This is a genomic window from Flavobacterium rakeshii (assembly GCF_009741375.1).
Taxonomy (GTDB): domain Bacteria; phylum Bacteroidota; class Bacteroidia; order Flavobacteriales; family Flavobacteriaceae; genus Flavobacterium; species Flavobacterium rakeshii.
The window spans coordinates 102,616-128,689 of the sequence record NZ_WOWP01000034.1 but is presented as its reverse complement, the minus strand read 5'-3'; the positions used below and the strand labels follow the sequence as shown (position 1 = coordinate 128,689).

The window sequence follows — 26,074 nt, the reverse complement described above, 5'->3', positions numbered from 1 at the left end:
TTTTTTATTTGTCTTTGGTCATTAATTCAATTCCCTATCTTTGTGATATAAAACAAAAAACCGGTGAAAACTATTTTGACTATATTAGGTGTTTTGGTGCTGTTGGTGCTTGGTACAAGTACGGTTACAGATCAAAAGCGTACAAATAGTTTTCATCAGGAATTGGTTATGAAAGACAGCAGCGACTGGCAGGAAATAAATATGGATGCTAAAGGTATGGTCAATAAAATGGCTTATGCCGATACGGCTAACTTTATGGGGCAGAAAATTTATCCCTGTGCCAAATGTTTCCTTAGGCCGGAAGTAGCCGAAGCTTTAGAAAAAGCTAACACACTGGCTAACCAAAAAAATCTTAAATTGGTTATTTTTGACTGCTACCGTCCTTACGGGTATCAGCAAAAAATGTTTGAAATTGTAAACAATCCAAAATATGTGGCGCCTCCGGGTAAAGGTTCAAACCATAACAGGGGTGCTGCCGTAGATTTGTCTCTGGCAGATAATGAGGGGAATTTACTGGATATGGGGAATGAGTTTGATGATTTTTCGAGTCTTTCTCATTATATTTCCGATAAGATATCGGCGAAAGCCCAAAATAACCGCAAACAGCTGCGCGATATTATGAAGGAAGCGGGGTTTACTCCCTATGATAATGAATGGTGGCATTTTGATTACAGAAAGAAACGATATGAGACTTCCGACTTTAGGTGGGAATGCGACGACAAAACACAACAATAAATAAAAGAAATGGAACTAAAACTGAACAGGCCTATCTGTTTTTTTGATCTGGAAACAACAGGGACAGATATAACCAAAGACAGAATAGTTGAAATATCAATATTAAAGGTATTCCCAAACGGGAACAAAGAAAGTAAAACCTGGCTGGTAAACCCGGAAAGACCCATTCCGCCACAGTCTACCGCTTTTCATGGTATTGATGATGCAAAGGTGGCAAATGAGCCTACGTTTAAAGATTTATCGCATCAGGTATATAATATGATTAAGGATTCTGATTTGGCAGGATACAATTCAGACCGATTTGATATTCCGTTACTGGCAGAAGAATTGCTTAGAGCCGATGTAGACTTTGATATGAAAAACAGGGTAACGGTAGATGTACAAACCATTTTTCATAAAAAAGAGGAACGTACTCTTAGCGCGGCATTTAAATTTTATTGCGGACAGATACTTGAAAATGCCCATAGTGCCGAAGCCGATGTGAATGCTACGTACGAGATACTTAAATCACAACTGGACAGGTATGACGATTTAGAGAATGATATGAAATTGCTTTCGGAATTTACCACACGCAAAAAAGCGGTCGATTTTGCCGGTTTTATAGCGCTGGATGACGACGGAAACGAAATATTTACCTTTGGTAAGCACAAGGGGGCAAAAGTAGACGAGATACTGGAAAAAGAACCGGGTTATTTCGGGTGGATACAAAATGCCGATTTCCCGTTGTACACAAAAAAAGTGCTTACGGCTATTAAATTGAGAAAATTAAACAATAAATTAGTATAAAATAATCCCCGTTTATATAACGTTACAAGAATGAAAATAATCTGCATTGGCAGGAATTATGCCCGCCATATAGAGGAGCTTGCAAACGAAAGGCCGGAAGAGCCGGTTATTTTTTTAAAGCCGGATACAGCTCCTGTTTTAAGAAAGTTTCCTTTTGTTATCCCAGAGTTTAGCAATGATGTGCATTATGAGGTGGAAATACTTGTAAAAATTAATAAGGTAGGTAAGTATATAGATGCTAAATTTGCCCACAAGTATTACAGCGAGATAGGGCTTGGTATAGATTTTACCGCCCGCGATTTGCAGTCCAAACTAAAGGAAAAGGGATTGCCTTGGGAAAAGGCTAAAGGGTTTGACGGCTCGGCAGTAATAGGGGAAGAGTTTATTAATAAGTCGGAGTTTGCCTCGGTAGATGATATTAACTTTGAGCTTGTTAAAAACGGTGAAGTAGTGCAAAAAGGCAATACGCAAAACATGCTATGGAAAATAGATGAGCTTATTGCTTATGTTTCACAATACTTTACGCTTAAAAAAGGAGATATTATTTTTACAGGTACGCCCGAAGGAGTAGGTAAAGTAAACCCGGACGATGTGCTGGAAGGTTCGATTGAAGGAAAAAAAATATTCAGGATACAGGTAAAATAATGGCATTACACTATAATTTATCTAAGGTTTATGCGATTTCTGATAACGATGTGGAATTTGCAAAACAAATAATGGTACTTTTTACGGAAGAGGTTCCGCCGGAGGTGAAAAACATAAGGCGCGGACTAAAAGAGAAAGATTATGAAATGGTATACCATGCGGCTCATAAAATAAAGCCAACGCTTGATATGCTGGGTATGGACCTGGCTTATGAAGATGTGCTCTCTATTGAGACATGGAGTAGGAGCGAGGGCCGAAAAAAAGAAATTAAAGAGGTTTATAAAAGCCTTAAAGATAAAATAGAACACGCGCTTAAAGAGATAAAAAAAGATTACAGCCTTTAATAAAGTATGAAAGCAGCAGTTGTTACCGTAGGCGATGAGATTTTAATAGGGCAGATAGTAGATACTAACTCGGCCTTTATAGCAAAATCGTTAGATAAAATAGGGATAGGAGTAATAGAGATGCTTTCTATAAGTGATGACCGCGAGCATATACTGGAAACACTTGCTTCACTCCAAAATCGAGTTGATCTCGTTATTATGACAGGGGGACTTGGGCCTACAAAAGATGATATTACCAAAAAAACACTTTGCGAGTATTTTAATGACGAGCTGGTGGTAAATGAGGATGTGCTGGAACATGTAACAGAGCTTATTGAAAAGGTAATGAAACGCCCGGCTTCACAAATGAATAAAGATCAGGCGCTGGTACCTTCAAGAGGTACGGTGCTGTTTAACAGAGTAGGTACCGCACCGGGTATATGGATGGAAAACCAAAATACGGTTTTTGTATCGCTTCCGGGAGTGCCTTATGAAATGAAATACCTAATGGATAATGAAGTTATCCTGAGGCTTATTTCAAAATTCAAACGTCCTTTTATAGTTCATAAAACCATACTTACATACGGGCAGGGGGAAAGTCTTATTGCCGAGCGTATAGAGGAGTGGGAAGACAATCTTCCGGAGTTTATTAAGTTGGCTTATTTGCCAAGTCCGGGGAGGGTAAGGCTGCGCCTAACGGCAAGAGGTATAGATGAAGATTTTTTACGCAAAAGTATTTTAGAGGAAGCCGAAAAGCTGAAAGCAATTATAGATGATATTATTGTTGGTTATGATGAAGATGAGACCCTTGAGGTGGTTTTAGCCAAACTTTTAACCGAAAAGAAGTTTACCATATCGGCAGCCGAAAGCTGTACCGGCGGAAGGATAGCGCAAATGCTAACAGCACAGCCGGGGTCGTCGGCTTATTTTAAGGGTAGTGCGGTGGCTTATGCAACCGAAGCCAAAGTGAATATGCTGAAGATAGATCAGCAACTCATAGATATATTTAGTGTGGTTAGCGCTAAGGTAGCCGAAGCTATGGCGTCTCAGGCAAAGAAAATTTTCGGTACTGATTATGCTGTTGCCACTACCGGAAATGCCGGCCCGACAAAAGGTGACTCTGATGCCGAAGTAGGTACTGTTTTTATAGGTGTAGCTACTCCAAAAGGAGTTTATAGTGAGAAGTTTGACTTTGGTCAACCACGTGAAAAGGTCATTGAACGTGCGGCAAACAAAGCTTTAGAAATTATTTATCAGGAAATTTTAAAAAACTGATTAATTATGTTTGTGTAATAGTTTTATTTTTTGTTACTTTGCACCCTGATTTTGAATAACGATATAAAAGCGATAAATAATGTCAAGAGTTTGTGCCCTTACTGGTAAAAAAGCGATGGTAGGAAATAACGTTTCCCACGCGATGAACAAGACTAAAAGAAAGTTTAGTGTAAACTTAGTGAAGAAGCGTTTTTATCTTCCTGAAGAGGACAGATGGATTACTCTTAGGGTGGCTGCTTCTACTATCAAGACGATTAATAAAAAAGGTTTAGCTGCAGTTCTTAAAGATGCTAAAGCTAATGGATTTATTAAATAATATCCTTACCTAATAAATATATAGCAAGATGGCAAAGAAAGGTAACAGAATACAGGTAATTTTAGAGTGTACTGAGCATAAAGCTTCAGGTGTACCGGGAACTTCTAGGTATATTACTACTAAAAATAAAAAGAATACTCCAGACAGACTAGAGATTAAAAAATTCAACCCTGTCCTTAAGAGAGTAACTGTACATAAAGAAATCAAATAATTATACGTCATGGCAAAGAAAACCGTAGCAACGTTACAAACATCTTCAAAAAGGCTTACTAAAGCTATAAAAATGGTAAAGTCTCCAAAATCAGGAGCTTATACATTTGTTGAGGCTGTTATGGCACCAGAACTTGTGGATGAATTTCTAAAGAAGAAATAATTATCCAATACATATATAGAAAAGCTACTTTCAGTAACGGGAGTAGCTTTTTTATTTTCTATATTTACCATCGGAAAAACGAGACTTAAAAGCATATGAACTTCTTTAAAAAAATATTTTCTTCTGAAAAGAAGGAGACTTTAGATAAAGGGCTTGAGAAAACAAAAACTTCTTTCTTCTCTAAGCTGTCAAAAGCTGTTGCAGGTAAATCTAAAGTTGATGATGAGGTACTTGATAATCTTGAGGAAATACTTGTATCGTCTGACGTTGGTGTAAATACTACCCTAAAAATAATAGAGCGTATTGAAGAGCGTGTGTCCAAAGATAAGTACCTGGGTACAGATGAGCTTAACCAGATATTAAGAGAGGAGATTGCCGGATTATTATCTGAAACCAATACTGGCGAAGGTACCGATTTTGAAATTCCTGCTAATAAAAAGCCTTATGTGCTTATGGTGGTAGGAGTAAACGGTGTGGGTAAAACCACAACAATAGGTAAGCTGGCATATCAGTTTAAAAAAGCCGGACACAATGTAGTACTTGGTGCTGCCGATACCTTTAGAGCTGCTGCTATTGATCAGTTACAGGTTTGGGCAGACAGGGTAGGTGTTCCTATTGTAAAACAACAAATGGGTAGTGATCCTGCTTCTGTTGCTTTTGATACGTTACAGTCGGCTGTTACTCAAAATGCCGATGTTGTGATTATAGATACTGCCGGAAGGTTACATAATAAAGTAAACCTGATGAACGAACTTTCTAAAGTGAAAAGAGTAATGCAAAAGGTAGTGGGCGATGCTCCGCATGATGTGTTGCTTGTACTGGATGGTTCTACCGGACAAAATGCCTTTGAACAGGCTAAGCAGTTTACGGCTGCTACAGAGGTTACTTCGCTTGCGGTTACTAAACTTGACGGTACTGCTAAGGGAGGTGTGGTAATTGGTATATCAGACCAGTTCCAAATACCTGTAAAATATATTGGTGTTGGTGAAGGGATAGAGGATTTACAGGTATTTAATAAATATGAATTTGTAGATTCTTTCTTTAAATAAATCAATCAATAATTAATTAAGCACCTTACAAACAAATGAAATTTTACGTTCTTTTGGTGGCATTTTTCTTTGCTACCATAACTTCTTATGCTCAAGAAAACAAAGGCTATTATGTTACTAATGGCGATGTGAGAATTAACGGCTACTTTAAGTCTGATAATTTTTCTAATCCAACTGATCTTGAATTTAAAAAAGATAATTCGGACACTTTTGAAAAATTAGAGCTACAAGCAATAAAGGAATATGGAGTTGATAATCAATATAGAATGATTAAGAAAAAAGTTCTGGTTGATAAATCAAAATCTTCATCAGTGAAATATTATTCTAATTTTAAAGATCCTGATTGGGAAAAAGAAACACTGTTTCTTAATGTAGTGGTAGATGGTGACGCTTCTTTATACTCATGTGTTTATAACGGAGAAAATAAATTCTTTTATCAGGTAGATTCAAAACAAATAAAATTAAATCAATTAGTGTTTAAAAAGTATGTTTTTAATAATAGTGATATTAAAGAAAATAATACATACAAACAGGATTTGTCTAATAATATTAAATGTGACGATTCTGGCATTAACTTCGGTTCTCTTAGTTATACAGAAAATGCTCTTAAAAAAGTATTTGTGGCTTATAATAAATGTAAGGGTAGTGATTATGCAGTATATGAAAATAAGGGGGCTACAAAAATTGAATTTTCTTTGAGTGCTTATGCCGGGGCTACATTAAATATGTTAGCTACAAAAACAGTAGGAGGGAGTGCTAATGATAATGCTTTAGGTTTTACTATAGGTGCCGAGGCTGCCATTGTAATGCAATCAAGTAATTTAGGAGGTTTTTTAAGGCTTGATTATACAAAGTCATCTGAGTTGAAAACAATAACCCCTGATGCTAAGACCAGTAGGCTTGAAGAAGAGTCAAAGTTGGATGTTAGTTGTTTTAGTGTTCTTGTTGGACCGCGCTATTATTTTAATGAAGGCTTAAATAAAAAAGGCTTTTATCTTGATGCAGGTTTTGGGATGGGTTTTGCTTCCGGTGAGTTAGTTACCACTCAGTATGGAACAGGAGAATATTATGTAGGATCAACTAAAACGTATGACCTGGCGCATAATTTTTACCTAAGTGTTGGATTTGGTTATGCTCTTTCAGATAAAATGGGGGTAGAAGTAAGATACGATACTCCTAGAGAGGTTGTAGATTATAATAGTAACTACAAGTTTAGTAAATTAGGAATGAATTTTAAATATACATTTTTATAAAAAAGAGCCGCTCAGTAAGCGGCTCTTTTTTTATTCAATGACATCGTTTATTTTTTGCCAAAGCTCGTTATCAAATCCCGATAGTGCAAAGTTTTCGCTATCGGCAGCATTACCCATTCGTATAACTACCATTTTTTTGGACGGGATTACATATATTTTCTGGTCATTTTTTCCAAGTGCCATATACATATCGGCAGACCCCGATGGTATAACCGATCCGTTAAACTCAAACTGAGTTTGTGGCAGGTGATAGTTTTCCTTTCCGTTTAACCACCATAGATATCCGTAGGCTTTGTTGATGTCCTGAGAAGTGTTTATGGCGTTGTTAAAATAGCTGCTGTTTATAATTTGGGTTTCTTTCCATTTACCATTATTAAGTGCCAGTAGGCCAAAGCGTGCCATACTGCGTGTAGTACTCCAATATACACTAAGGTCTTCTCCGCTTTCCAGCCATGCACCTGTCATTCCTATTGGATCTCTAAGTTTGCTGTTAAAGTAAGTGCTCCACGATTGTCCGGTAGCCTGTGCTACAACATCCTGTAGTTTTACATATACATTATGGTATGCCCAGCGGCTATCGGCATCTGCAATGTATTGAAGATTGGCGGGAGAAACATCATCACCTAAAGAGTCATCTAATCCTGATGTCATGGTTAGTAAATGTTTGCAGGTAATAAGGTTTTCTTTTTCTAACGGTTCACTGGTCCATCCTGTAGCTAAGTAATCAGAAACTTTATTGTTGGTATTGATAAAACCTTCCTGTTCGGCAATACCTGTTAGTGTTGCTGTAAGGGTTTTACCCGCACTGGCCCAGTACCACGGAGTAGTTGCTGTGTGTCCGTTAAAATAGTTTTCCATTACAATACGCCCGTTAACCAGTATCATAAAGGATTTGGTGTTTTTGGTTTCTAAGTATTCCAGTAGTGACGGAATATTACTTTCGTTCCACTCCAGTGTGGCGGGTAACTTGGTTTCCCAGGTGTCAGTTCCGTTATCAGGGAAGTACATGGCTTCCTCTGCAGTAGGGTTGGTTGTTCCTCCCGATTCGGTTGTATTGTCGTCTGATGAGCTACAGGCGAAAACCAAAAAGGAACTTAATGCTATAAGTGGTAATTTTTTCATACGGTTATAGTAACTGATGTTAAAGATATTAAATACTTGTTATCGTTAAACTCAAGTTTTAAATTTGCAGAGATTTTTAAATGCTTAAATTTGCTTGTTCATAACTAAAAACTAATCATGAAAAAATTATACCTTTTTTTGTTTGTAGCGATTGCTGCTGTATCATGTTCGCAAAAAATTGATAAGGCCGATTTAAAAAAATTAAACGGTTATTGGGAGATTGAAGAAGTTGTAATGCCCGACGGGGAGAAGAAGGAGTATAAAGTAAATTCAACTATTGACTTTTTTATGTTAAGCGGCGAGGAAGGTTTTCGTCAAAAAGTAATGCCATTACTTGAGGGAGGGTACAGAACTAATGGACTGCGCGAAAAAATGACTATTACAAAAGAAGAAAATAAAACTTATATTAGTTACAAAACCGACCATGCTGAATGGAAGGAGCAGATACTTGAGGTAAACGAGGAGAAGCTTGTTGTTAAAAATGAGCAGGATATAGAATATCATTATAAAAGAGAAGAACCTTTTAGTAATAAGAAATAATGGCAAAACGATTAAACGATTACAGTTCGGTAAGCGATGTGCTCAAACAGTTTGTAGAGTCTAACAACCTGCAAAAAGGTATCGATAAAATAGATGTTAGGGATGCATGGAAAAACCTTATGGGTAATGGTGTGAATAACTATACCCGTGAGATAATGCTAAAGGGTACTACACTTTATGTAGAGCTTACATCGGCAGTGTTGAGGGAAGAGCTTAGCTATGGTAAGGAGAAAATCGTTAAGATGATTAATGAGGAAATGGGAAGGGAAGTAATTAAAGAAGTTATATTGAGATAAATAAAAAAGCCGCTTTATAAGCGGCTTTTTTTATATGTTGTCAGTTCAGGATATTTATTAGAACTGCTCTCTTCCTGCAAAGTGGAAGTTGCTCTCGATAGCAGCATTCTCATCGCTGTCTGAACCGTGAACTGCGTTTTCACCTACAGAAGTAGCATATTTTTTACGGATTGTACCTTCTGCAGCGTCAGCAGGGTTTGTAGCACCAATTAATGCTCTGAAATCTTCAACAGCATTATCTTTCTCAAGGATAGCAGCTACGATTGGTCCTCTTGTCATGAACTCAACAAGTTCACCAAAGAAAGGTCTTTCTTTGTGTACTGCATAAAATGCCTGAGCATCAGCTAAAGTAAGTTGAGTTAATTTCAGAGAAACGATTCTGAAACCAGCTTCAGTTATCATAGATAAAATACCACCGATGTGTCCGTTTTCAACAGCATCCGGCTTAATCATTGTAAATGTCCTGTTAGTTGCCATAGTCTTTTTAAATTTTGTGCAAAAGTAGTAGTTTTTACATTAATAACTTTAATAAATTATTAATGTTTTTTACTTTTTTACAGCACAACGATATTAAAGTCGTGTTCCAATGGTTTAAGGCTACTAAACAGTTTGTCAATAAGTTTACCGTCGTACTCCAGGTAAAACTGAGAGAAGTTGGCTTTTCGTTCCTGCAGGCTCCTGCCGGGGAACAACTCATTTTGTATTTCGGTTATACGCTCCAGTTTATCGGCATGATTGTGTTTCTCTGCCCTGCGTAGTTTTTTCTCTAAATTATCCAGTCCTTTTAGCTGTTTTGTTTCCTGTGCTTTTACAGCTCCGCCAAAAGTAGTATCTGTTTTGGTAGCCATAGCGTGCAGTTTGGCAAACTGCTGTTGTAAAAATTCTCTTTGCTCACTAAAGTCAAGACTTAGTTCTGAAAACTCAACCGTTTTTTTATTCACAAGCTTGTCCTGTTTCATAAACACATCGGTCCAGTTAAGGTTAAGCTTGTCCAGTTTTTCGGCTTGCTTTTCGGTAGCAATCAGTACCGAGTTACGCAATAACAGTATAGGGAAAGTAACTCCAGCCGATTCAAAGTAGGATTTAAGTTCCAGCCAGTAAGCCAGTTCGCCGCCTCCGCCTATGTAGCAAAGGTTAGGAAGTATTACCTCTTCATAAAGCGGACGCATAATTACATTAGGGCTAAACTTTTCGGGGTTAGTTTCCAGTAAAGCCAGTATTTGTGCTTCGCTAAATTGAATCTCGGTATTGTTTACATAGTAAACGCCATCCTGTAAAATGATGCGTTCTCTTATATTATCTTCTATATAAAACAGGTTTATTTCCCTTGGGTTTACCTGTATGTTATAATCTTTAAGGTTATCGGCTGTTTCGGCTACTTTAGTGTGCGATGTTTGGTTTAAAAGCTCTTCCTTAACATGAGGAACAAACAGCTTTTTCAGGTTAGTGTTGTCACCGTCAATGATTACGAGTCCGTTTTTACCGAATATTTCATTTGCCAGGTATCGGGTAGCATCGGCAAGGTTGCTGTGTTTTATATAGGCCTCCCTAAAAAGTTCTTTTAGCCATGCAGCATTGTTGCCCGGACCAAGTTCTTTTTCAAAAACCTCTAAAACAGCTTCAAGTCCCAAGGTAGATAATCTCCCTACCGGACCTGTGCTTTCCCTGTTCCAGCTTATTTTTTTGTCTTTAAAGTTAAAGTAGTTTATTTCGTCAAAGTCATGATCCTCGGTAGCCATCCAGTATACCGGTACAAAGTTGTACTCAGGGTAGGTTTCGCTAAGCTGTTTGCTAAGGTTTATGGTGCTTACAATTTTGTATAGAAAGTAAAGCGGACCCGTAAACAGGTTTAGCTGATGCCCTGTGGTTATTGTAAAGGTATTTTCCTGTTTTAGTAAATCAAGGTTGTGTTTTGTGGCTTCGGTAGCATTGAAGCCTGCATATTGCTTTTCTAAAGCATTGACCAAAACACTGCGAGAATCACTACTGTAGTTTTGCTGTTTTTCCTGTATTTGCTGCTTAAAGTTTTGCAGGGTAGGGAAGCGGTTGTATAACGGCTTCAGGTTTTCTTTTTGGTTAAGGTAATCGGTAATAAGCGGGGTAAAATATCCTGAACTTTGAAAGCTAATACAGTCTGACGGCATTGTAGTAATTTATTTTCCTGTAAAGTTAGGGAAAAAATGAATGCAAACTTTATTATGAATTATGGCAAAATTCCCAGATTCACTTATTAAAATCTACTCCTGGATTATCCACTTGTATGTCCCGTTTTCATTATATATAATTCCGCCGCCACAACTTTCTTTATAGTGAAGAAATATTCCGTCATTAGGAAGTTTGATTTTGTCCTCATCTTTTACGTCTTCTTCACGTAAAATATCGCCATCAACACCAACATTATTAAAGTATATGTGATCTTTAGGCGCTATTTTAAATATTCCTAATCCAGCATCTGTAAATTTTTTATTCCCAACTATACTATTACCTCCTCCAAGAATATCTGTATTGCCGCTATGGTATTTTATTTTTATGGCATGAAGATTATTCTGAGTATTAAGCATTAAAAAGGCTGAGTCTTTTTGTGTGTCTCCGTCAAAATCGCCAACAACAATATTATCGTTGAATTTTTTAGATAAAATCAGCGTGTCTTTTTCTGTTGTGATATCAGCTTTTGCTAAAGTTTTGTCCTGTGTTTTGTTATTACATGATGCAAGGCAGACTATTGCTACTGCTGTGTAAAAAAAAAATTTCATAAGGGTAAGTTGGTCTATGTGAAAAAAATAAATATTGTTCTTTAAATGTTAAAATTTTATAAATAAATATGTAACTAACTAAATTTTTATAGTTAATACTGAATATTCAATTAAGCTAATTAATATAGTAATTACAATTTAATCTCAAATATTTTTTTAATGGCATTAAAAAGAACATCAAGTGCAGCATTAGCCGCTTTTTGTGCTATGGCTTTAGATATTATGGCTATAGCATGCAGTTCGGCTTCAAAAACAAGCTTTTCATCTTCCAGTCTTGATTTAAGCTTTTCTATAGGAAGGTCGCCTGTAAGGGTAAGTTCTGCTAAAAGCTCCAACCTTTCCTTGCGTCGGTTTAAAAACTCATTAGCTACTGATTTTACTTCTTCCCAGTTGTCTGTTACCGTATCTTTCACGGTGCCCAGCATTTGAGCCAATACTTCGTTGATGTCAAATATAGGGTCGTTGGTTTGTAAGTTTGTCATTTTTATTCGGGTGGATTGTTTGCTATTTGTTTTCCTTTTTCTGCCGAGAGCATGGCGAAGAACAAGTCGTCAAAAGTTTTACGGTTCAGTTTAATTTCGCCATCACTTAAATAGTCCTGCTCCTTGTGTTCGGCTTTGTATTTCCTCCAAAGCTGCAAAGTGATTTCGCATATCCTGGTAGAATGTTCGTTAACGGGCTTCACTTTGTTTTTGGTGAGTAATGAATTCAGCTCAACTTCAAAGTTAATGTACTGTTCCTGGAATGTTGCGTAAGCCCTTCCGTTTTCTTCTTCCGGTGTAACTTCAAGCATAATCAGGTAAAAGCGGTCTATCTCTTTTGCGGTGGTTTCAATTTGCTGTACCATTCCGTCATCATAAGGAGCAATGAGCTGAACTTTACAGGAGATAAACGACAGGCTTAATGCCAAAAGGATAAGCAACGACTGTATTTTGAGTCTGGATTGTAATAACATGGTTTTGATTTGCGGTTGGTTTGAGTAAATATACTTAAATTAGAGAGTGTAATAAAAATAAAAAACCAAAAATATCTCCTACTTTTGCAGGCTAAACCATTACTGTTTTGAGTACTAAAGTATTATTAATAACACCGCCTTTTACCCAGCTTAATACGCCTTATCCGGCTACGGCATACCTTAAGGGATTCCTTAATACTAAAGGTATTAGCTGTGTTCAGGCCGATTTAGGTATTGAAGTGATATTAAAACTTTTCTCAAAACAGGGACTGGCAAATCTTTTTACCCGTATAGAGGAGGGGTTGGAAGCAGGAAGCCTGCAACCATCGGCCAATTCAGAACGTATTATTGCGCTTAAGGATGAATACCTTAAAACCATTGATGCCGTAATGCTTTTTTTGCAGGGTAAAAACCCTACACTTTCCCATCTTATATGTCAGGAAGATTTTCTGCCCGAGGCATCGCGCTTTGCACAGCTTGAGGAGCTTGATTGGGCTTTTGGTAGTATGGGGACTCAGGATAAGGCTAAGCACCTTGCAACGCTTTATCTTGAAGATATATCTGACCTGATTGTAGATTGTGTAGATCCTCATTTTGGGTTTAGCCGTTATGCAGAACGACTGGGGCGTTCGGCTAATTCGTTTGATGAACTTTACGAGAGCCTGCAACAGCCTTACACCTACATTGACGAACTGCTTATAGATTTACTGCACGAGCGTATGCGGGAAACTAACCCTATGTTGGTTGGTTTTTCGGTGCCTTTCCCGGGTAATTTGTACTCGGCTTTCAGGAGTGCGCAGTACATCAAAAAAATATTTCCTGATGCAAAGGTGAGTATGGGAGGTGGTTTTCCTAATACCGAACTCCGTTCGCTTAGTGATGCCCGTGTAATGGAGTTTTTTGATTTTATTACTCTTGATGATGGGGAAGCTCCGGTGGAATGCCTTGTGGAGCATCTTGAAGGGAAAAGAGAGGTAAACAAACTGAAGCGTACTTTTACCTTGATTGAGGGTAAGGTTACTTATATAGATAACTCAGGGTGCAGGGACTACAAGCAAAGCGAGGTAGGTACACCTGATTATTCTGATTTATTGCTGGACGATTATATTTCGGTCATAGAGATTGTAAACCCTATGCACCGTATGTGGAGTGACGGAAGGTGGAATAAGCTTACTATGGCACACGGCTGTTACTGGGGTAAATGTACTTTTTGTGACATATCGTTAGATTATATAAAGATATACGAACCTATTGCTGCAAAACTACTGGTAGACCGTATGGAAGAACTGGTAGAGCAAACAGGACAAAACGGTTTTCATTTTGTAGACGAAGCCGCGCCGCCGGCACTAATGCGCGAACTGGCGCTGGAAATTATACGTCGTAAACTGGCTGTTACCTGGTGGACCAACATTCGTTTTGAAAAAAGCTTTACGGCCGATTTATGCCGACTGCTAAAGGCATCGGGCTGTATAGCGGTTTCGGGCGGACTTGAAGTGGCTTCCGACAGGTTGCTGGAACTTATCCAGAAAGGAGTGACTGTAGCACAGGTGGCTAGAGTTACGCGCAACTTTACCGAAGCCGGTATTATGGTGCATGCTTACCTTATGTATGGTTTCCCTACACAAACGGCTCAGGAAACTATCGATTCACTTGAAATGGTGAGGCAAATGTTTGAGCTGGGTATATTACAGTCGGGCTTTTGGCATCAGTTTGCCATGACGGCTCATAGTCCTGTAGGGATGTATCCCGAAAAGTTTGGCGTGCTAAAGGAAACCGAAGCAATAGGGGCTTTTGCTAATAATGATATTGTGCATATTGATAAAACGGGAGCTAACCACGATAAGTTTAGTTTCGGACTCAAAAAATCACTGTTCAATTTTATGCACGGCATTTGTTTTGACTATCCGTTACAGGACTGGTTTGAATTTAAAGTGCCGCGTACCAAGGTGAGTGAGGATTATATATATAACGTACTTCATGAAGATGATATGTTTACTGTTAAGCCTACTGCAAAAGTAGTATGGATAGGGGGTAAGCCTACGGTGTCTTATTTTAGCAAAAACAAAAAAGGGAGAACTTTTGAAACCGCTTCACTAACCTTTCATGATAAAAAGGAAAGTTACAGTATACAGGTAAACCGTGAGCAGGGTGAGTGGTTGGTTAATTTACTAAACCAAATTACTGCTAACCCAGAAAATAAAGTAATCGGTTTTCAGCATGTAAAACAAAGTTATGAAGCTAACGGAATGGATGATTTCGAACTGTTTTGGTATAGTAAACCCGTAAACACTTTACGTGAATACGGGCTTCTTATATTGTAACTTGTAGCAGGGCTGTTAGCTCTTGTTACGCTCGTCTATCATTTTTTGATAAGCTGTTTTTTGTTCGTCAGAAAGTAACGGAAGAATCTCTTTGTCTATTTCGTCACTTATTATTCTGAATTTATCTTTTAAAACATCTCTTGTGTCAGCCTCATTATGTGAAAGTGCCAAAATCTCATCTTTACGTTCGTCATAAATAGACTTTATTGCAGCTTTTTGAAAATCATCAAGTTTAAGTTCTTCGCCTAAATATTCGGTCATTACTACCGATAGGTCTTTAGGCTTTTCATCTTTTTTCTTCCTTATGCTTTTTTTGTTTCTTTGGGTGTCTATCCTTCTGTCTACACCCGGTCTATAGCCTGAACCATAATAAGGATCGTAGTAGCTGCCATAGCCATATTGTGCCATAGATTCATATCCTGACAAAAGAAGGAAGGCAAAAACCAAAAGCTTAAAATATTTCATAACTGTATTGCTTTAAAGAAATTCAAACTTAATCAATTTTTAAACAAAAAAGCTAAAGTTTTTGAACTTTAGCTTTTTAGGTATTATTCGGCAGTTGCACTTGCCGGAGCGCCATACAGGTCAAACTCTGTAGCGTCGGTAATTTTTATATCAACAAACTCTCCTGTTTTAAGGTAGGTAACGGTAGCATCAATAAGTACTTCGTTATCTACATCAGGGCTGTCAAACTCGGTTCTCCCTATAAAATAGTTTCCTTCCTTACGGTCAATAATACAACGGTATACCTGACCGATTTTTTCCTGATTAAGCTCCCATGAAATTTGGGACTGTAACTCCATGATTTCATTAGCGCGCTGTTGTTTTACATCGGCAGGAACATCATCTTCAAGAAGGTAAGCGTGGGTGTTTTCCTCATGAGAGTAAGTAAAGCATCCTAAACGCTCAAAACGCATTTCTTCTACCCAGTTTTTAAGTATCTGGAAATCTTCTTCGGTTTCTCCCGGATATCCTACAATAAGAGTAGTCCTGATAGCCATTCCCGGTACCATTTCCCTAAAGTCTCTAAGTAGCTTAGTAGTTTTTTCATAGGTAGTACCACGGCGCATTGATTTTAATACATTGTCGCTAATATGCTGAAGCGGAATATCTATGTAGTTACATATTTTAGGTTCGCGTTTCATTAGCTCCAGTACATCCATAGGGAATCCGCTAGGGAAAGCATAGTGTAGTCTTATCCATTCTATACCTTCAACCTTAGCAAGGTTTTCAAGTAATTCGGCAAGGTTACGTTTTTTATAAAGATCAAGACCGTAGTATGTAAGGTCCTGAGCGATAAGTATAAGTTCTTTAACTCCGTTTTTAGCTAAACCTTCGGCTTCCTTAACCAGTTTTTCAATAGGTTGGGAAACGTGTTTACCCCTCATTAAAGGGATAGCGCAAAAACTGCAAGGGCGGTCACAACCTTCGGCAATTTTAAGGTAAGCGTAGTTTTTTGGGGTAGTGGTTAAGCGTTCCCCAAGAAGTTCGTGTTTATAATCGGCTCCTAGTGCTTTAAGCAGTAATGGTAGCTCGGTTGTACCAAAATACTGGTCAATATTAGGAATTTCCTTCATCAAATCGGGCTTGTATCGTTCAGAAAGGCATCCTGTAACAAAAACCTTGTCTACAATTCCCTGTTCCTTTTTATCAGCATAATTAAGGATCATGTTAACCGATTCCTCTTTTGCATTATCAATAAAACCGCAGGTGTTTATTACAATGATGTTTCCTTCCTCTTCAGCCGGAGCTTCGTGGGTAACATCTTTGCCGCTTGCTTTAAGCTGGCCCATAAGCACTTCGCTGTCATAAACATTTTTAGAACAGCCCAGGGTTATTACATTGATTTTATTTTTCTTTAACGATTTGGTTCTCATGTATTTGAAAATTGGAGTGCAAAATTACGCTTTTTATTGATAAACAGGAGTATATAGCGTTAAAATTTATATGAGGGAGCAGTAATAAAAAAACCGCCCTTTATAAAAAGAGACGGTTTTTTCAGTATAAAGCAAGATGAAAAATTATAAGTCAAGTGTGTATGACAGCGTTACATTATTATTACTGCTGTTTATTCTTGCCGAATCGGTAAGACCTGCAGTTAGTAACGGTGCGTTTGATTTTCGTTCAAAATAAGAATAAGCAAGGTCTACTCTTGAATTGTTGAAAGCAAAACCTAAACCGGCAGACCAACCTGTAAGGTCGCCTACAGTATAACCGTTTTTATACGGACTTTGCTCATAGCGGTAACCACCCCTTAAGCTAAGAAATTTAATGCGGTACTCAGCGCCTACACGAAATTCGCTTGCTGTGTCCAGGCTGTTTTCCAGTTCGCTGTTTATAGAGCCATAACCACTACTGGTGTATTTTGTTTGGCTGTAATCTTTAAGGGAGTAGTCGAAACTTATTAATCCCGATCCGCCAAATATGTAAGCTAAACTACCGGTATATTTGCCCGGAGTTTTTAATCCGTAATCGTCAAGAATAAATGTAATTCCCGGGTCTGTAACAACATTGTTTCCGTTATAGCGTGCTACTATGTTTTGTGTTATCTCGTCTTGTAGCCTGTACCATGTTGGCGATTCGTAGGCTAAACCAAAGCGAAGTGATTCGGTAGCCTTAGCAATCGCACCTACGTTAAAAGAGAAGCCTCCGCCATAAGTATATCGTCTGTTATTAAAACGAACAGCCTCAAGTCCTGTGGTAGGGTTGTCATAATCTTCATACAGGGAAGATGTTTTAATGTAGTCGGTAAAATGTGCATTAAGGTTAGCGCCAAGGTAAAGCCAGTCTTGAATTTGCATAGCAAAGTTAAAAGCTACCTTGCCGTTATATCCTCTTGTAGTAATACTGTTTTCGTTGTAATAAGGTCCTGCCGGCACATTACTGGAATAGGTAGTATTGTCTGGTGACGATACATCCGGGTTAAAAATATAAGCGTTATATCCTAAAAAAGCCTGTTGGTCTATAAAGCTTAAATCTTCATAGTAAGAATTGTTTAGGGTGCTTAAATAAATTCCGCCCTCGTCGCCAATACCGTTAGCATAACGTAAAAAGTATTGATCTATAGAATTGTTTGGATTGAATCCGGCAGAAAATAAACTATTGTCCAGATTATCGGTATTCTCGTAGTTAAATGCTATAGCAAACTTTTTAATTGTAGCATTTTCTTTAGTGTTGTTGTATACAAAAACAGCTCCCAGTTGGTTTAATTCCAGGGAGCTGTCGGTGTCTTTAGTTCCTGTCCCAAAGTAATCAGATTTGTTACTGATGTTATAATTGGTAAGTGATATAGTAGCTGTGTTATAGTTAAAAACGGCAGAACCTGCAGGGTTTACATTAATTGCCGACATGTCTCCGCCCAGTGCGCCAAATGCACCACTCATTGCTCTAAAACGTGCTGTACCGTTAAGATTTCCGGTAGCATACCTTACAGCATCTTCGGGGGTATTAAGGTTTTGTTGCGCGTGTAGTGCTGCTGCTGTTAGTGAAAAAGCAGCTATAAATAAATATCTTTTCATAGTCTAGTGGTTTTTTTAGCCCCGCGTTACCACGGGGCTGTGTATTGTGTAGTAATTAGCCTCTTCTTCCGCCGCCACCGCCGCCGGATCTTCCACCTCCGCCACCGGATCTTCCGCCGCCAAATCCGCCACCAGAACTTCTGGAAGGCGATGGGCTGTACGATCTGCTAGGTGAACTCGATCTGGTAGAAGGAGTATAACTTCTTGTACTTCTTGTGTTTGTAGAGTTTGTAGAAGGAGTATAGTTTCTTGTACTTCTTGTTCTTGAAGAGTTATTGTAGTAAGAGCTTCTGTCGGAAGTATTTCCTCTGCTTCTTACTGTTGCACTGTTTCTGGATTGTGTAGTGCCTCTCCCCGGAGTGTAGTTTCGTCCGGCTACGTTACTCCTTCCGGATATGTTATTCCTTCCGGCTACATTGCTTCTTCCGCTGTATGGGCTTCTTCCTGCAATTCCGCTTCTGTTACCGCCATAAGCAACATTAGATCGGCCTCTGTTGTTGTAGTAACCATTGTGGTTATAGTAGTATGAGTGTCCGTAAGGGTAGTAATACCAGTTGTTATAGCCATAGCCTCCCCAACCATAGTATGGGTAACCCCAGCCACCGCCGTAGCCCCATCCGCCGCCGTAACCCCAGCCCCATCCAAGGCCAACGTTCCAACCGCCCCAGGAGTTCCATCCAAGGCCAATGCTCCAGCCCGGACCACCCCATCCGCCATAACCCCACCAGGGATTATACCAGTTGTTGTAATAGCCGCCATAGCCGCCACCATAATAGTTAACGGTTACATCGCTAGGGTTTTCGCCCCATCCGGCATAAGAGTTTCCGTTGTAATTGCTGTTGTAGTTAGTAACACTAACAACGGTATCGTTATCATAATAAGCGTCGTTTTGCTCATCGTATATAGGGAATTCGTTTTCAAGGGAGCTGAAATATCCCTGGTAATTCATGTTTTGACCAGAGACTTCACCGTCCCTGTATTGTTGTACGTTTCCGTCGTTGTATGTGTACACAGGGTTATTGTTGTTGTCTCTTGGTACAGTTCCGTAAATGCCGTCGTTGTATGATGAGTTATTCTGGTACGAACTGCACGACGATGCAGTTATCGCCAGAAGTCCCAATACAGAGTATAAGGAGATTTGACGTAATGTAAAGTAGTTAGTTTTCATAACGCTGCATTTTTTTTTATTGTTGGACTACACAAAAATAGTTAGTTTTGCCAAACATAATTAGTAATATATTTATAAAAACAATATTTGTGCCAATTTATTAGAAATGAGTAAGAATTTAACTAAACGGTCAGAAGATTATTCCAAATGGTATAATGAACTGGTTGTAAAAGCAGACCTTGCTGAGAATTCAGGGGTTAGGGGATGTATGGTGATAAAACCATACGGCTATGCAATTTGGGAAAAAATGCAGGCAGAATTAGATAAGAAGTTCAAAGAAACCGGACATCAAAACGCTTATTTCCCCTTATTTATACCCAAGTCTTACTTTAGTAAGGAGGCAAGCCACGTAGATGGGTTTGCTAAAGAATGTGCAGTGGTTACTCATTACAGGCTGAAAACCGGTGAAGACGGAAAAACAATAGAAGTAGATCCTGATGCTAAGCTGGAAGAAGAGCTTATTGTAAGACCTACCTCTGAAACCATTATATGGGATACCTACAGGAAATGGGTACAATCGTACCGTGACCTGCCTATACTTGTTAACCAGTGGGCTAACGTTGTGCGCTGGGAAATGAGAACACGTTTGTTTTTAAGAACTGCAGAGTTTTTATGGCAGGAAGGGCATACAGCCCATGCTACAAAAGCGGAGGCAATAGTTGAGGCAGAACAGATGATGAACGTGTATGCTGATTTTGCCGAGAACTTCATGGCGATACCGGTAGTAAAAGGAGTTAAAACTGCTAACGAGCGTTTTGCAGGAGCAGAGGAGACTTACTGTATCGAAGCGCTTATGCAGGATGGTAAAGCACTGCAGGCAGGTACTTCGCACTTCCTTGGTCAAAACTTTGCTAAGGCTTTTGATGTGAAATTTGCCAACCAGGAAGGTAAGCAGGATTATGTTTGGGCTACATCATGGGGAGTGTCTACCCGTTTAATGGGGGCTCTTGTAATGACGCATAGTGATGATAACGGACTTGTATTACCGCCAAATCTTGCGCCTATACAGGTTGTGATTGTACCGATACATAAAACAGACGAACAGCTTGCCGAAATTAGTGAGGAGGTAAATACGCTTGTTGCTAAACTAAGAAAGCTGAATATATCGGTTAAGTTTGACGACAGGACCACGCACAAGCCGGGGTGGAAATTTAACGAGTATGAACTTAAGGGTGTACCTGTAAGAATCGCTATGGGACCAAAAGATCTTGAGAACGGAACTTTTGAGGTTGCCCGTCGTGATACCCTTACTAAAGAGGTAGTCGCTAAGGACGATGTCGTAAATTACATACAGGACTTACTGGAAAAAATCCAGTCTGAACTATTTAACAAGGCTCTTGATTACAGAAATTCGCATATTACCGAAGTAAATTCTTTTGAAGAATTTAAGGATATTTTAGACAATAAAGGTGGTTTTGTAGCGGCTCATTGGGACGGTACAAGTGAGACTGAAGAGAAGATAAAAGACCTTACTAAGGCTACAATCAGATGTATAGCTCTTGATAGGGTAGAAGAGGAAGGTCAATGTGTACTTACAGGCGCGCCATCAAAGGGACGAGTGCTGTTTGCTAAGGCCTATTAAAAAAAAATAAAAAATTTTGTTTCAGCTATTGCGTAAATGAAAAATAGTTGTACATTTGCAACCGCAATAACGAAACAAAACGGTCCGTTCGTCTAGGGGTTAGGACGCCAGGTTTTCATCCTGGTAACAGGGGTTCGATTCCCCTACGGACTACAAAATTGAAGTTCTAAATTAATTTACTGAGAATAATCCAAAAAAAGGACTTCAGAGTAACAAACAATGGTCCGTTCGTCTAGGGGTTAGGACGCCAGGTTTTCATCCTGGTAACAGGGGTTCGATTCCCCTACGGACTACAAATTTTATATAACAAGATATTTAAGTTAACAAAATGGCAAATCACAAGTCAGCTTTAAAAAGAATCAGAAGCAACGAAAAGAAAAGAGTGTTGAACAAGTATCAACATAAAACTACTCGTAATGCAATTAAAGCAATACGTTTAGCTACAGATAAGAATGAAGCTTCAGGAAAATTATCTTCTGTTATTTCAATGATTGATAAATTAGCAAAGAAAAATATCATCCACGCTAACAAGGCTTCAAACTTAAAATCAAAGCTAACTAGACACGTAGCAGCTCTTTAATCAGATTGCGTTACTTGTTTAAATTATAAAATTTCTAAGCTCCTGTAATAAGGAGCTTTTTTTGTTTTATTACTATTAGGTTATAAATTTCTTAAGTGTCTAATAGTTAGTGTATTTTGTATTAAAATAAAGTGTACCTTTGCACCTTCAAAAAAATAAAGATGGCGTCTATAAGAAACATTGCAATTATTGCTCACGTTGACCACGGTAAGACTACGCTGGTTGACAAAATTATGTACCATTGCCAGTTATTCCGTGAAAACGAGAACACAGGCGACCTGATACTTGATAACAACGACCTAGAGCGTGAGAGAGGTATTACCATTACTTCTAAAAACGTATCGGTTAATTACAAGGGAACTAAGATTAACATTATCGATACCCCTGGTCACGCCGACTTTGGTGGTGAGGTAGAGCGTGTGCTTAATATGGCCGATGGCGTACTTCTTTTAGTAGACGCCTTTGAAGGACCTATGCCGCAAACGCGTTTTGTACTTCAAAAAGCGATTGACCTTGGACTTAAGCCTTGTGTGGTTATCAATAAGGTAGATAAGGAAAACTGTACCCCTGATGAGGTTCACGAAAAAGTATTCGACCTTATGTTTGAACTTGGTGCAGAAGAATGGCAGCTTGATTTCCCTTCAGTATACGGTTCTGCTAAGCAAAACTGGATGAGTACTGACTGGAAACAAAAAACAGAAAATATAGAGCCGCTTCTTGATATGGTTATTGAGCATATCCCTGCTCCAAAAGTATCTGAAGGTACTCCGCAATTGCTTATTACTTCACTTGACTTTTCAAGCTTTACAGGACGTATCGCTATCGGTCGTCTTCAAAGAGGTAACCTAACAGAAGGTATGAACATATCTCTTGTTAAGCGTGACGGAAAAGTAGTGAAATCAAAAATAAAAGAATTACATACTTTTGAAGGTCTTGGCCGTAAAAAAGTAGACAGAGTAGAAGCAGGTGATATTTGTGCACTTGTAGGTCTTGAAGGTTTTGAGATTGGTGATACTGTTGCTGATTTTGAAAATCCTGAAGCTCTTGCAACCATTGCAATTGATGAGCCTACAATGAGTATGCTTTTCACTATTAACGATTCGCCATTCTTTGGTAAAGAAGGTAAATTTGTTACTTCAAGACACATTAAAGAAAGATTAAACAAGGAGCTTGAGAAAAACCTTGCTCTTAGAGTGAATGAAACCGACAGTGCTGATAAGTTTATGGTATTTGGTCGTGGTGTACTTCACTTATCTGTACTTATCGAAACGATGAGAAGAGAGGGGTATGAGCTTCAAATCGGTCAGCCACAGGTTATCATCAAAGAAATTGACGGTGTTAAATGTGAGCCGGTTGAGGAACTTACTATCGACTTACCTGAAAACCTTTCAGGACGTGCAGTTGAGTTTGTAACTGTTCGTAAAGGTGAGATGATTAGTATGGAGCCAAAAGGTGAGCGTATGATTGTTAAATTCATCATTCCTTCACGTGGTATTATAGGTTTAAGAAACCAGTTGCTTACAGCTACTGCGGGTGAGGCTATCATGTCACACCGTTTCTTAGAGTACCAACCGTTTAAAGGAGATATACCAGGGCGTATTAACGGTTCTCTTATCTCTATGGAAAACGGTAAGGCTATTCCTTACTCTATTGATAAGCTACAGGAGCGTGGTAAATTCTTTGTAGATCCTAACGAAGATATTTATGAAGGTCAGGTTATTGGTGAGAACTCTCGTGGAGACGATATGGTTGTAAACGTGACTAAAACCAAAAAACTTACTAACGTTCGTTCATCGGGTGCAGATGATAAAGCAAGAATTATTCCTGCTATCAAATTCTCTCTTGAGGAAGCACTTGAGTACATCCAGAAAGATGAGTATGTAGAGGTAACGCCTAAAAGCTTACGTTTACGTAAAATCTACCTGAATGAAAATGACAGAAAGCGTTTTAAAATCGCTTAATGATATATAAAGTTAAAGCCCCGCAAATGCGGGGCTTTTTTTATAAAATCTTTACCTTATCATACTAAAATGTCCTTTAATAACCCTGCCGTCATCCAGTTTTATTAAATACCAGTAATCAGTAGAAGGTAAGGGGTATCCATTATACGTTCCGTCCCACCCGGCTCCTTTAGGGTCTACACTGGTAAGGAGTTTACCATATCTGTCAAAAATATATATAGAGCTTTTACTGTAAAACTTAATGTTCATGCCTACAATATCCCAGGTGTCGTGAACACCATCTCCATTTGGAGTAAAGAATTTTGGTATGGAGAGTATAGATATTTCTTTTTTGGTAATTCCGCAATTACCTGCATCGGTAACATAAACGGTATGTAAGCCAGGTTGTACATTTTCAAAAAAGTTTGACTCTTGGAAAGGTCCGTTTGGCAAATCAAGGCTATAGTAATAGGTTGTGTTTACCCCTGTTTGTGACGATACATAAACAGTGACGGTGTTATTCTCTATAAGATCATTTATTTCAATGTTCTGTATGGTTGGTATTTGTGAATTATAAACAGTTACTGTTCTTGTTTTACTACAGCCAGAACTATTTGTTACCTCTACCTCATAGGTTCCCATTTCGTTTACATTTATTGAAGATGTAGTCTCTCCTGTAGACCATAAATAGGTAAATTGGGATGAATTTGTACCTGCATTGATAGTAAGCGGTGTTGAGTTCTCTATACACAAATAGTTTTCATCGTGAGTTTGTATAATGGGTGTTTCGGTAGCATGAAGCGAAAATGTTGTTATATCATAACAATCAGCATTAAATTTACTGTGTACACGGGCATAAATAATTTGTGATTGTTGTGTACTCTCATAAGCTTCGGGTAGTGGATTACTGTTGTTTTCTGCACTATTTAATGAATCAAAATAAAGCACCTCAAAATCATCAGGACTTTGACTTCCTAATATATCGGCAGTGTTTTGTGATAAGTCAAAAGATTCTGTTCCGTTATTTTCGGGGTCACAGGCATATAAATCATCAACAGGGTTAGCAACAGGAATTTCTGTTATAACAATTTCTCTGCTATATGTATGTTCTTCAATTCCTCTTGTAATTGTTGCTGCTATTGTATAGTTACCCGGTGTTGTATAAGTGTGTGTTGGGTTTAATTGAGTTGTTGTAGGGCTACCATCCCCAAAATCCCACATAATACTATCTATATTACCATAAATATTCATTTCAATTTGAGACTCTTCGCCCAAGCAGGCATTAGAAATTTCAATAGAGATTTCTAAAAATGAAGTGATAAAAGGAGGGAGGCCAAATGCCGAAAACCTTCCTTCTCCTAAATTTGGTCCCTGACCGGGGTTACAGGCAAAATCTGTTTCATCTGGGTCGTTAATAACCCCTAAAGAATCGCTTCCTAACTGAGCAATATATATTTTGCCGTTAGGAGCTAACTGAAGGGCTTTTCCGCTTGCATTTATTTCATAGCTGTTTATTGTTCCGTTACTTTCAAGGTCAAATTGCTTAGTATTGTATATAGATTCAAACGTTACATATAATTTTTTACTTTGAGGAGAAAACTCAATGCCATAAGGATTTCCTTCGTTTACTAAAGCGATTGGGTTGGAAACAACTCCTGTTGCATTATTAAAATCATATAGGTATACAGCACCATCGCGGGTAGTAGTACCAGCCTGTGTAGCACGTTGCGAGTGTGCTACTGCAATTTTTTTTCCGTTTGGTGATATTTTCATGTAACCTATTGCATTTCTCCTGTATCCTGTAGTTGGTATACTTGGATTAAGTGATGATATTACAGGGGTTTCATTTACACCGTTTTCATCTATGTGAAATGCGTAAAACCTATTTGTAAATTGTGTAACTATCCAGTATCCGTTGTCTGATGCATCTTTAACGGCACTTATTTTTTCCGAACATTTAAAGCGTGCTTCATCACTTTCGGGGTTATAGGTAATTAAATGGTTATTTCTGGAAATTACATCACCTGCGCTTCCATTAGCTCCGGTTATGCTAAGGTCTACAACAGAATAATTTAACCCGTTGTTTAAGCCATCGTCTTCGCTGGGAATGGTATTACCGTCTTGATAAGGCCCGGGGAAAGGATCGGGATAAGTTTCGGCATTTTCATCATGAGGTTCGTCTACCGTAAAAACATAATATATATTTGGATTTCCTTTTTTAGGTATTATAATACCTGATTGTGTACTGGAAGGGTCGCCCAGTAAACCCGTACCATTGTCATAATCTGCATTAGGCATAATTACATGGTTTTTATCCCAAACACTTTTTCCGTCAGTATAAAAAAGGAGATTACCATTAAAATCAGATATAGAGCTGGAACCTTCATAAGTTGTCATTTGGCTATCAAGTAAGGTCACTACAGTGCCATCTTCTAAAAACTTTAGTCCGGCATAGCGGGCAAAATACCAATTAGAAGCTTCGGCTTGAGAATAGCAGTATAGTTCTGATAATAGGACTAAAAATGTAAGGTGTTTTTTCATCGC

The 26,074-nt window shown here is 38.4% G+C and carries 27 protein-coding genes and 2 tRNA genes; 18 read left to right on the top strand and 11 right to left on the bottom strand.

Features of this window, described 5'->3' with window-relative positions:
- The first annotated feature begins 63 nt into the window (after nucleotides 1-63).
- The 10 genes from GN157_RS10315 (at nucleotide 64) to GN157_RS10270 (ending at nucleotide 6,755) form a co-directional block, all read left to right on the top strand.
- Entirely contained in the window at nucleotides 64-735 is a 672-nt protein-coding gene (locus GN157_RS10315) for a M15 family metallopeptidase (RefSeq protein ID WP_157483326.1), read from the top strand.
- Between the two features lie 9 nt (nucleotides 736-744).
- The gene (locus GN157_RS10310) at nucleotides 745-1,521 is read left to right on the top strand and encodes a 3'-5' exonuclease (protein WP_157483325.1); all 777 of its coding nucleotides are present in this window, start codon (nucleotides 745-747) and stop codon (nucleotides 1,519-1,521) included.
- Between the two features lie 30 nt (nucleotides 1,522-1,551).
- Entirely contained in the window at nucleotides 1,552-2,166 is a 615-nt protein-coding gene (locus GN157_RS10305) for a fumarylacetoacetate hydrolase family protein (protein ID WP_157483324.1), read from the top strand.
- A complete protein-coding gene (locus GN157_RS10300; RefSeq protein WP_157483323.1) occupies nucleotides 2,166-2,510 on the top strand; it encodes an Hpt domain-containing protein in 345 nt (114 codons plus the stop codon). Before GN157_RS10305 ends, GN157_RS10300 begins: the two co-directional genes overlap by 1 nt.
- Before the next feature lie 6 nt (nucleotides 2,511-2,516).
- Complete coding sequence (locus GN157_RS10295) at nucleotides 2,517-3,764, top strand: competence/damage-inducible protein A (RefSeq protein WP_157483322.1); 1,248 nt, start codon at nucleotides 2,517-2,519, stop codon at nucleotides 3,762-3,764.
- 79 nt (nucleotides 3,765-3,843) lie between these two features.
- The gene (rpmB, locus tag GN157_RS10290; protein ID WP_035132449.1) at nucleotides 3,844-4,080 is read left to right on the top strand and encodes a 50S ribosomal protein L28; all 237 of its coding nucleotides are present in this window, start codon (nucleotides 3,844-3,846) and stop codon (nucleotides 4,078-4,080) included.
- Nucleotides 4,081-4,108: 28 nt separating this feature from the next.
- The gene (rpmG, locus tag GN157_RS10285) at nucleotides 4,109-4,291 is read left to right on the top strand and encodes a 50S ribosomal protein L33 (protein ID WP_035132451.1); all 183 of its coding nucleotides are present in this window, start codon (nucleotides 4,109-4,111) and stop codon (nucleotides 4,289-4,291) included.
- A 9-nt stretch (nucleotides 4,292-4,300) separates the two neighbouring features.
- Nucleotides 4,301-4,453, top strand: a complete 153-nt coding sequence (locus tag GN157_RS10280) for a DUF4295 domain-containing protein (RefSeq protein WP_084596023.1) — start codon at nucleotides 4,301-4,303, stop codon at nucleotides 4,451-4,453.
- Between the two features lie 95 nt (nucleotides 4,454-4,548).
- The gene (ftsY, locus tag GN157_RS10275; RefSeq protein WP_157483321.1) at nucleotides 4,549-5,502 is read left to right on the top strand and encodes a signal recognition particle-docking protein FtsY; all 954 of its coding nucleotides are present in this window, start codon (nucleotides 4,549-4,551) and stop codon (nucleotides 5,500-5,502) included.
- A gap of 35 nt (nucleotides 5,503-5,537) precedes the next feature.
- The gene (locus tag GN157_RS10270) at nucleotides 5,538-6,755 is read left to right on the top strand and encodes an outer membrane beta-barrel protein (protein ID WP_157483320.1); all 1,218 of its coding nucleotides are present in this window, start codon (nucleotides 5,538-5,540) and stop codon (nucleotides 6,753-6,755) included.
- 30 nt (nucleotides 6,756-6,785) lie between these two features.
- Here the strand turns inward: GN157_RS10270 and GN157_RS10265 are convergent, their stop codons facing one another.
- A complete protein-coding gene (locus GN157_RS10265) occupies nucleotides 6,786-7,877 on the bottom strand; it encodes a serine hydrolase domain-containing protein (protein WP_157483319.1) in 1,092 nt (363 codons plus the stop codon).
- Between the two features lie 117 nt (nucleotides 7,878-7,994).
- On the opposite strand from GN157_RS10265, the gene GN157_RS10260 reads away from it, so the two are divergent.
- Both GN157_RS10260 and GN157_RS10255 read left to right on the top strand, forming a co-directional pair.
- Entirely contained in the window at nucleotides 7,995-8,417 is a 423-nt protein-coding gene (locus tag GN157_RS10260; protein WP_157483318.1) for a hypothetical protein, read from the top strand.
- Nucleotides 8,417-8,713: a DUF721 domain-containing protein gene (locus GN157_RS10255; protein ID WP_035132462.1), complete on the top strand. Its 297-nt coding sequence runs from the start codon at nucleotides 8,417-8,419 to the stop codon at nucleotides 8,711-8,713. The genes GN157_RS10260 and GN157_RS10255 overlap by 1 nt, the downstream gene beginning before the upstream one ends.
- Before the next feature lie 57 nt (nucleotides 8,714-8,770).
- On the opposite strand, the gene GN157_RS10250 is transcribed toward GN157_RS10255, so the two are convergent.
- The 5 genes from GN157_RS10250 to GN157_RS10230 all read right to left on the bottom strand — a co-directional run bounded on the left by GN157_RS10250 (nucleotide 8,771) and on the right by GN157_RS10230 (nucleotide 12,421).
- Nucleotides 8,771-9,190, bottom strand: a complete 420-nt coding sequence (locus GN157_RS10250; protein WP_035132464.1) for a nucleoside-diphosphate kinase — start codon at nucleotides 9,188-9,190, stop codon at nucleotides 8,771-8,773.
- A gap of 77 nt (nucleotides 9,191-9,267) precedes the next feature.
- Nucleotides 9,268-10,857, bottom strand: coding sequence for a bacillithiol biosynthesis cysteine-adding enzyme BshC (gene bshC / locus GN157_RS10245; RefSeq protein WP_157483317.1), 1,590 nt, complete (start codon nucleotides 10,855-10,857; stop codon nucleotides 9,268-9,270).
- A 93-nt stretch (nucleotides 10,858-10,950) separates the two neighbouring features.
- Nucleotides 10,951-11,466, bottom strand: coding sequence for a hypothetical protein (locus tag GN157_RS10240; RefSeq protein WP_157483316.1), 516 nt, complete (start codon nucleotides 11,464-11,466; stop codon nucleotides 10,951-10,953).
- 131 nt (nucleotides 11,467-11,597) lie between these two features.
- Complete coding sequence (locus GN157_RS10235; protein ID WP_157483315.1) at nucleotides 11,598-11,948, bottom strand: hypothetical protein; 351 nt, start codon at nucleotides 11,946-11,948, stop codon at nucleotides 11,598-11,600.
- A gap of 2 nt (nucleotides 11,949-11,950) precedes the next feature.
- Nucleotides 11,951-12,421 carry a hypothetical protein gene (locus tag GN157_RS10230; protein ID WP_157483314.1) on the bottom strand — a complete coding sequence of 157 codons (471 nt, stop codon included), beginning with the start codon at nucleotides 12,419-12,421 and terminating at the stop codon, nucleotides 11,951-11,953.
- Between the two features lie 107 nt (nucleotides 12,422-12,528).
- Between GN157_RS10230 and GN157_RS10225 the strand changes: the two genes are divergently transcribed.
- Nucleotides 12,529-14,742, top strand: a complete 2,214-nt coding sequence (locus tag GN157_RS10225; protein ID WP_157483313.1) for a B12-binding domain-containing radical SAM protein — start codon at nucleotides 12,529-12,531, stop codon at nucleotides 14,740-14,742.
- Nucleotides 14,743-14,757: 15 nt separating this feature from the next.
- Here GN157_RS10225 and GN157_RS10220 read toward each other — a convergent pair whose 3' ends face one another.
- The 4 genes from GN157_RS10220 to GN157_RS10205 form a co-directional block, all read right to left on the bottom strand.
- Nucleotides 14,758-15,207: a hypothetical protein gene (locus GN157_RS10220; RefSeq protein ID WP_157483312.1), complete on the bottom strand. Its 450-nt coding sequence runs from the start codon at nucleotides 15,205-15,207 to the stop codon at nucleotides 14,758-14,760.
- A gap of 83 nt (nucleotides 15,208-15,290) precedes the next feature.
- Complete coding sequence (rimO, locus tag GN157_RS10215) at nucleotides 15,291-16,619, bottom strand: 30S ribosomal protein S12 methylthiotransferase RimO (RefSeq protein ID WP_157483311.1); 1,329 nt, start codon at nucleotides 16,617-16,619, stop codon at nucleotides 15,291-15,293.
- Between the two features lie 144 nt (nucleotides 16,620-16,763).
- A complete protein-coding gene (locus GN157_RS10210) occupies nucleotides 16,764-18,260 on the bottom strand; it encodes an OmpP1/FadL family transporter (protein WP_157483310.1) in 1,497 nt (498 codons plus the stop codon).
- Between the two features lie 55 nt (nucleotides 18,261-18,315).
- Nucleotides 18,316-19,428 carry a hypothetical protein gene (locus GN157_RS10205; RefSeq protein ID WP_157483309.1) on the bottom strand — a complete coding sequence of 371 codons (1,113 nt, stop codon included), beginning with the start codon at nucleotides 19,426-19,428 and terminating at the stop codon, nucleotides 18,316-18,318.
- A 106-nt stretch (nucleotides 19,429-19,534) separates the two neighbouring features.
- Here GN157_RS10205 and proS point away from each other — a divergent pair, with 106 nt between their 5' ends.
- From proS to typA, 5 genes are all read left to right on the top strand, one after another.
- Entirely contained in the window at nucleotides 19,535-21,010 is a 1,476-nt protein-coding gene (gene proS, locus GN157_RS10200) for a proline--tRNA ligase (protein WP_157483308.1), read from the top strand.
- Between the two features lie 81 nt (nucleotides 21,011-21,091).
- Nucleotides 21,092-21,163, top strand: a tRNA-Glu gene (locus GN157_RS10195).
- A 68-nt stretch (nucleotides 21,164-21,231) separates the two neighbouring features.
- Nucleotides 21,232-21,303: transfer RNA gene (locus GN157_RS10190), tRNA-Glu, on the top strand.
- Between the two features lie 35 nt (nucleotides 21,304-21,338).
- Complete coding sequence (gene rpsT / locus GN157_RS10185) at nucleotides 21,339-21,590, top strand: 30S ribosomal protein S20 (protein WP_157483307.1); 252 nt, start codon at nucleotides 21,339-21,341, stop codon at nucleotides 21,588-21,590.
- A 161-nt stretch (nucleotides 21,591-21,751) separates the two neighbouring features.
- Entirely contained in the window at nucleotides 21,752-23,551 is a 1,800-nt protein-coding gene (typA, locus tag GN157_RS10180; protein ID WP_157483306.1) for a translational GTPase TypA, read from the top strand.
- Between the two features lie 51 nt (nucleotides 23,552-23,602).
- Here typA and GN157_RS10175 read toward each other — a convergent pair whose 3' ends face one another.
- Nucleotides 23,603-26,071 (bottom strand): T9SS type B sorting domain-containing protein, encoded by a 2,469-nt coding sequence (locus tag GN157_RS10175; protein ID WP_157483305.1) that lies wholly within the window; start codon nucleotides 26,069-26,071, stop codon nucleotides 23,603-23,605.
- Nucleotides 26,072-26,074: the final 3 nt, after the last annotated feature.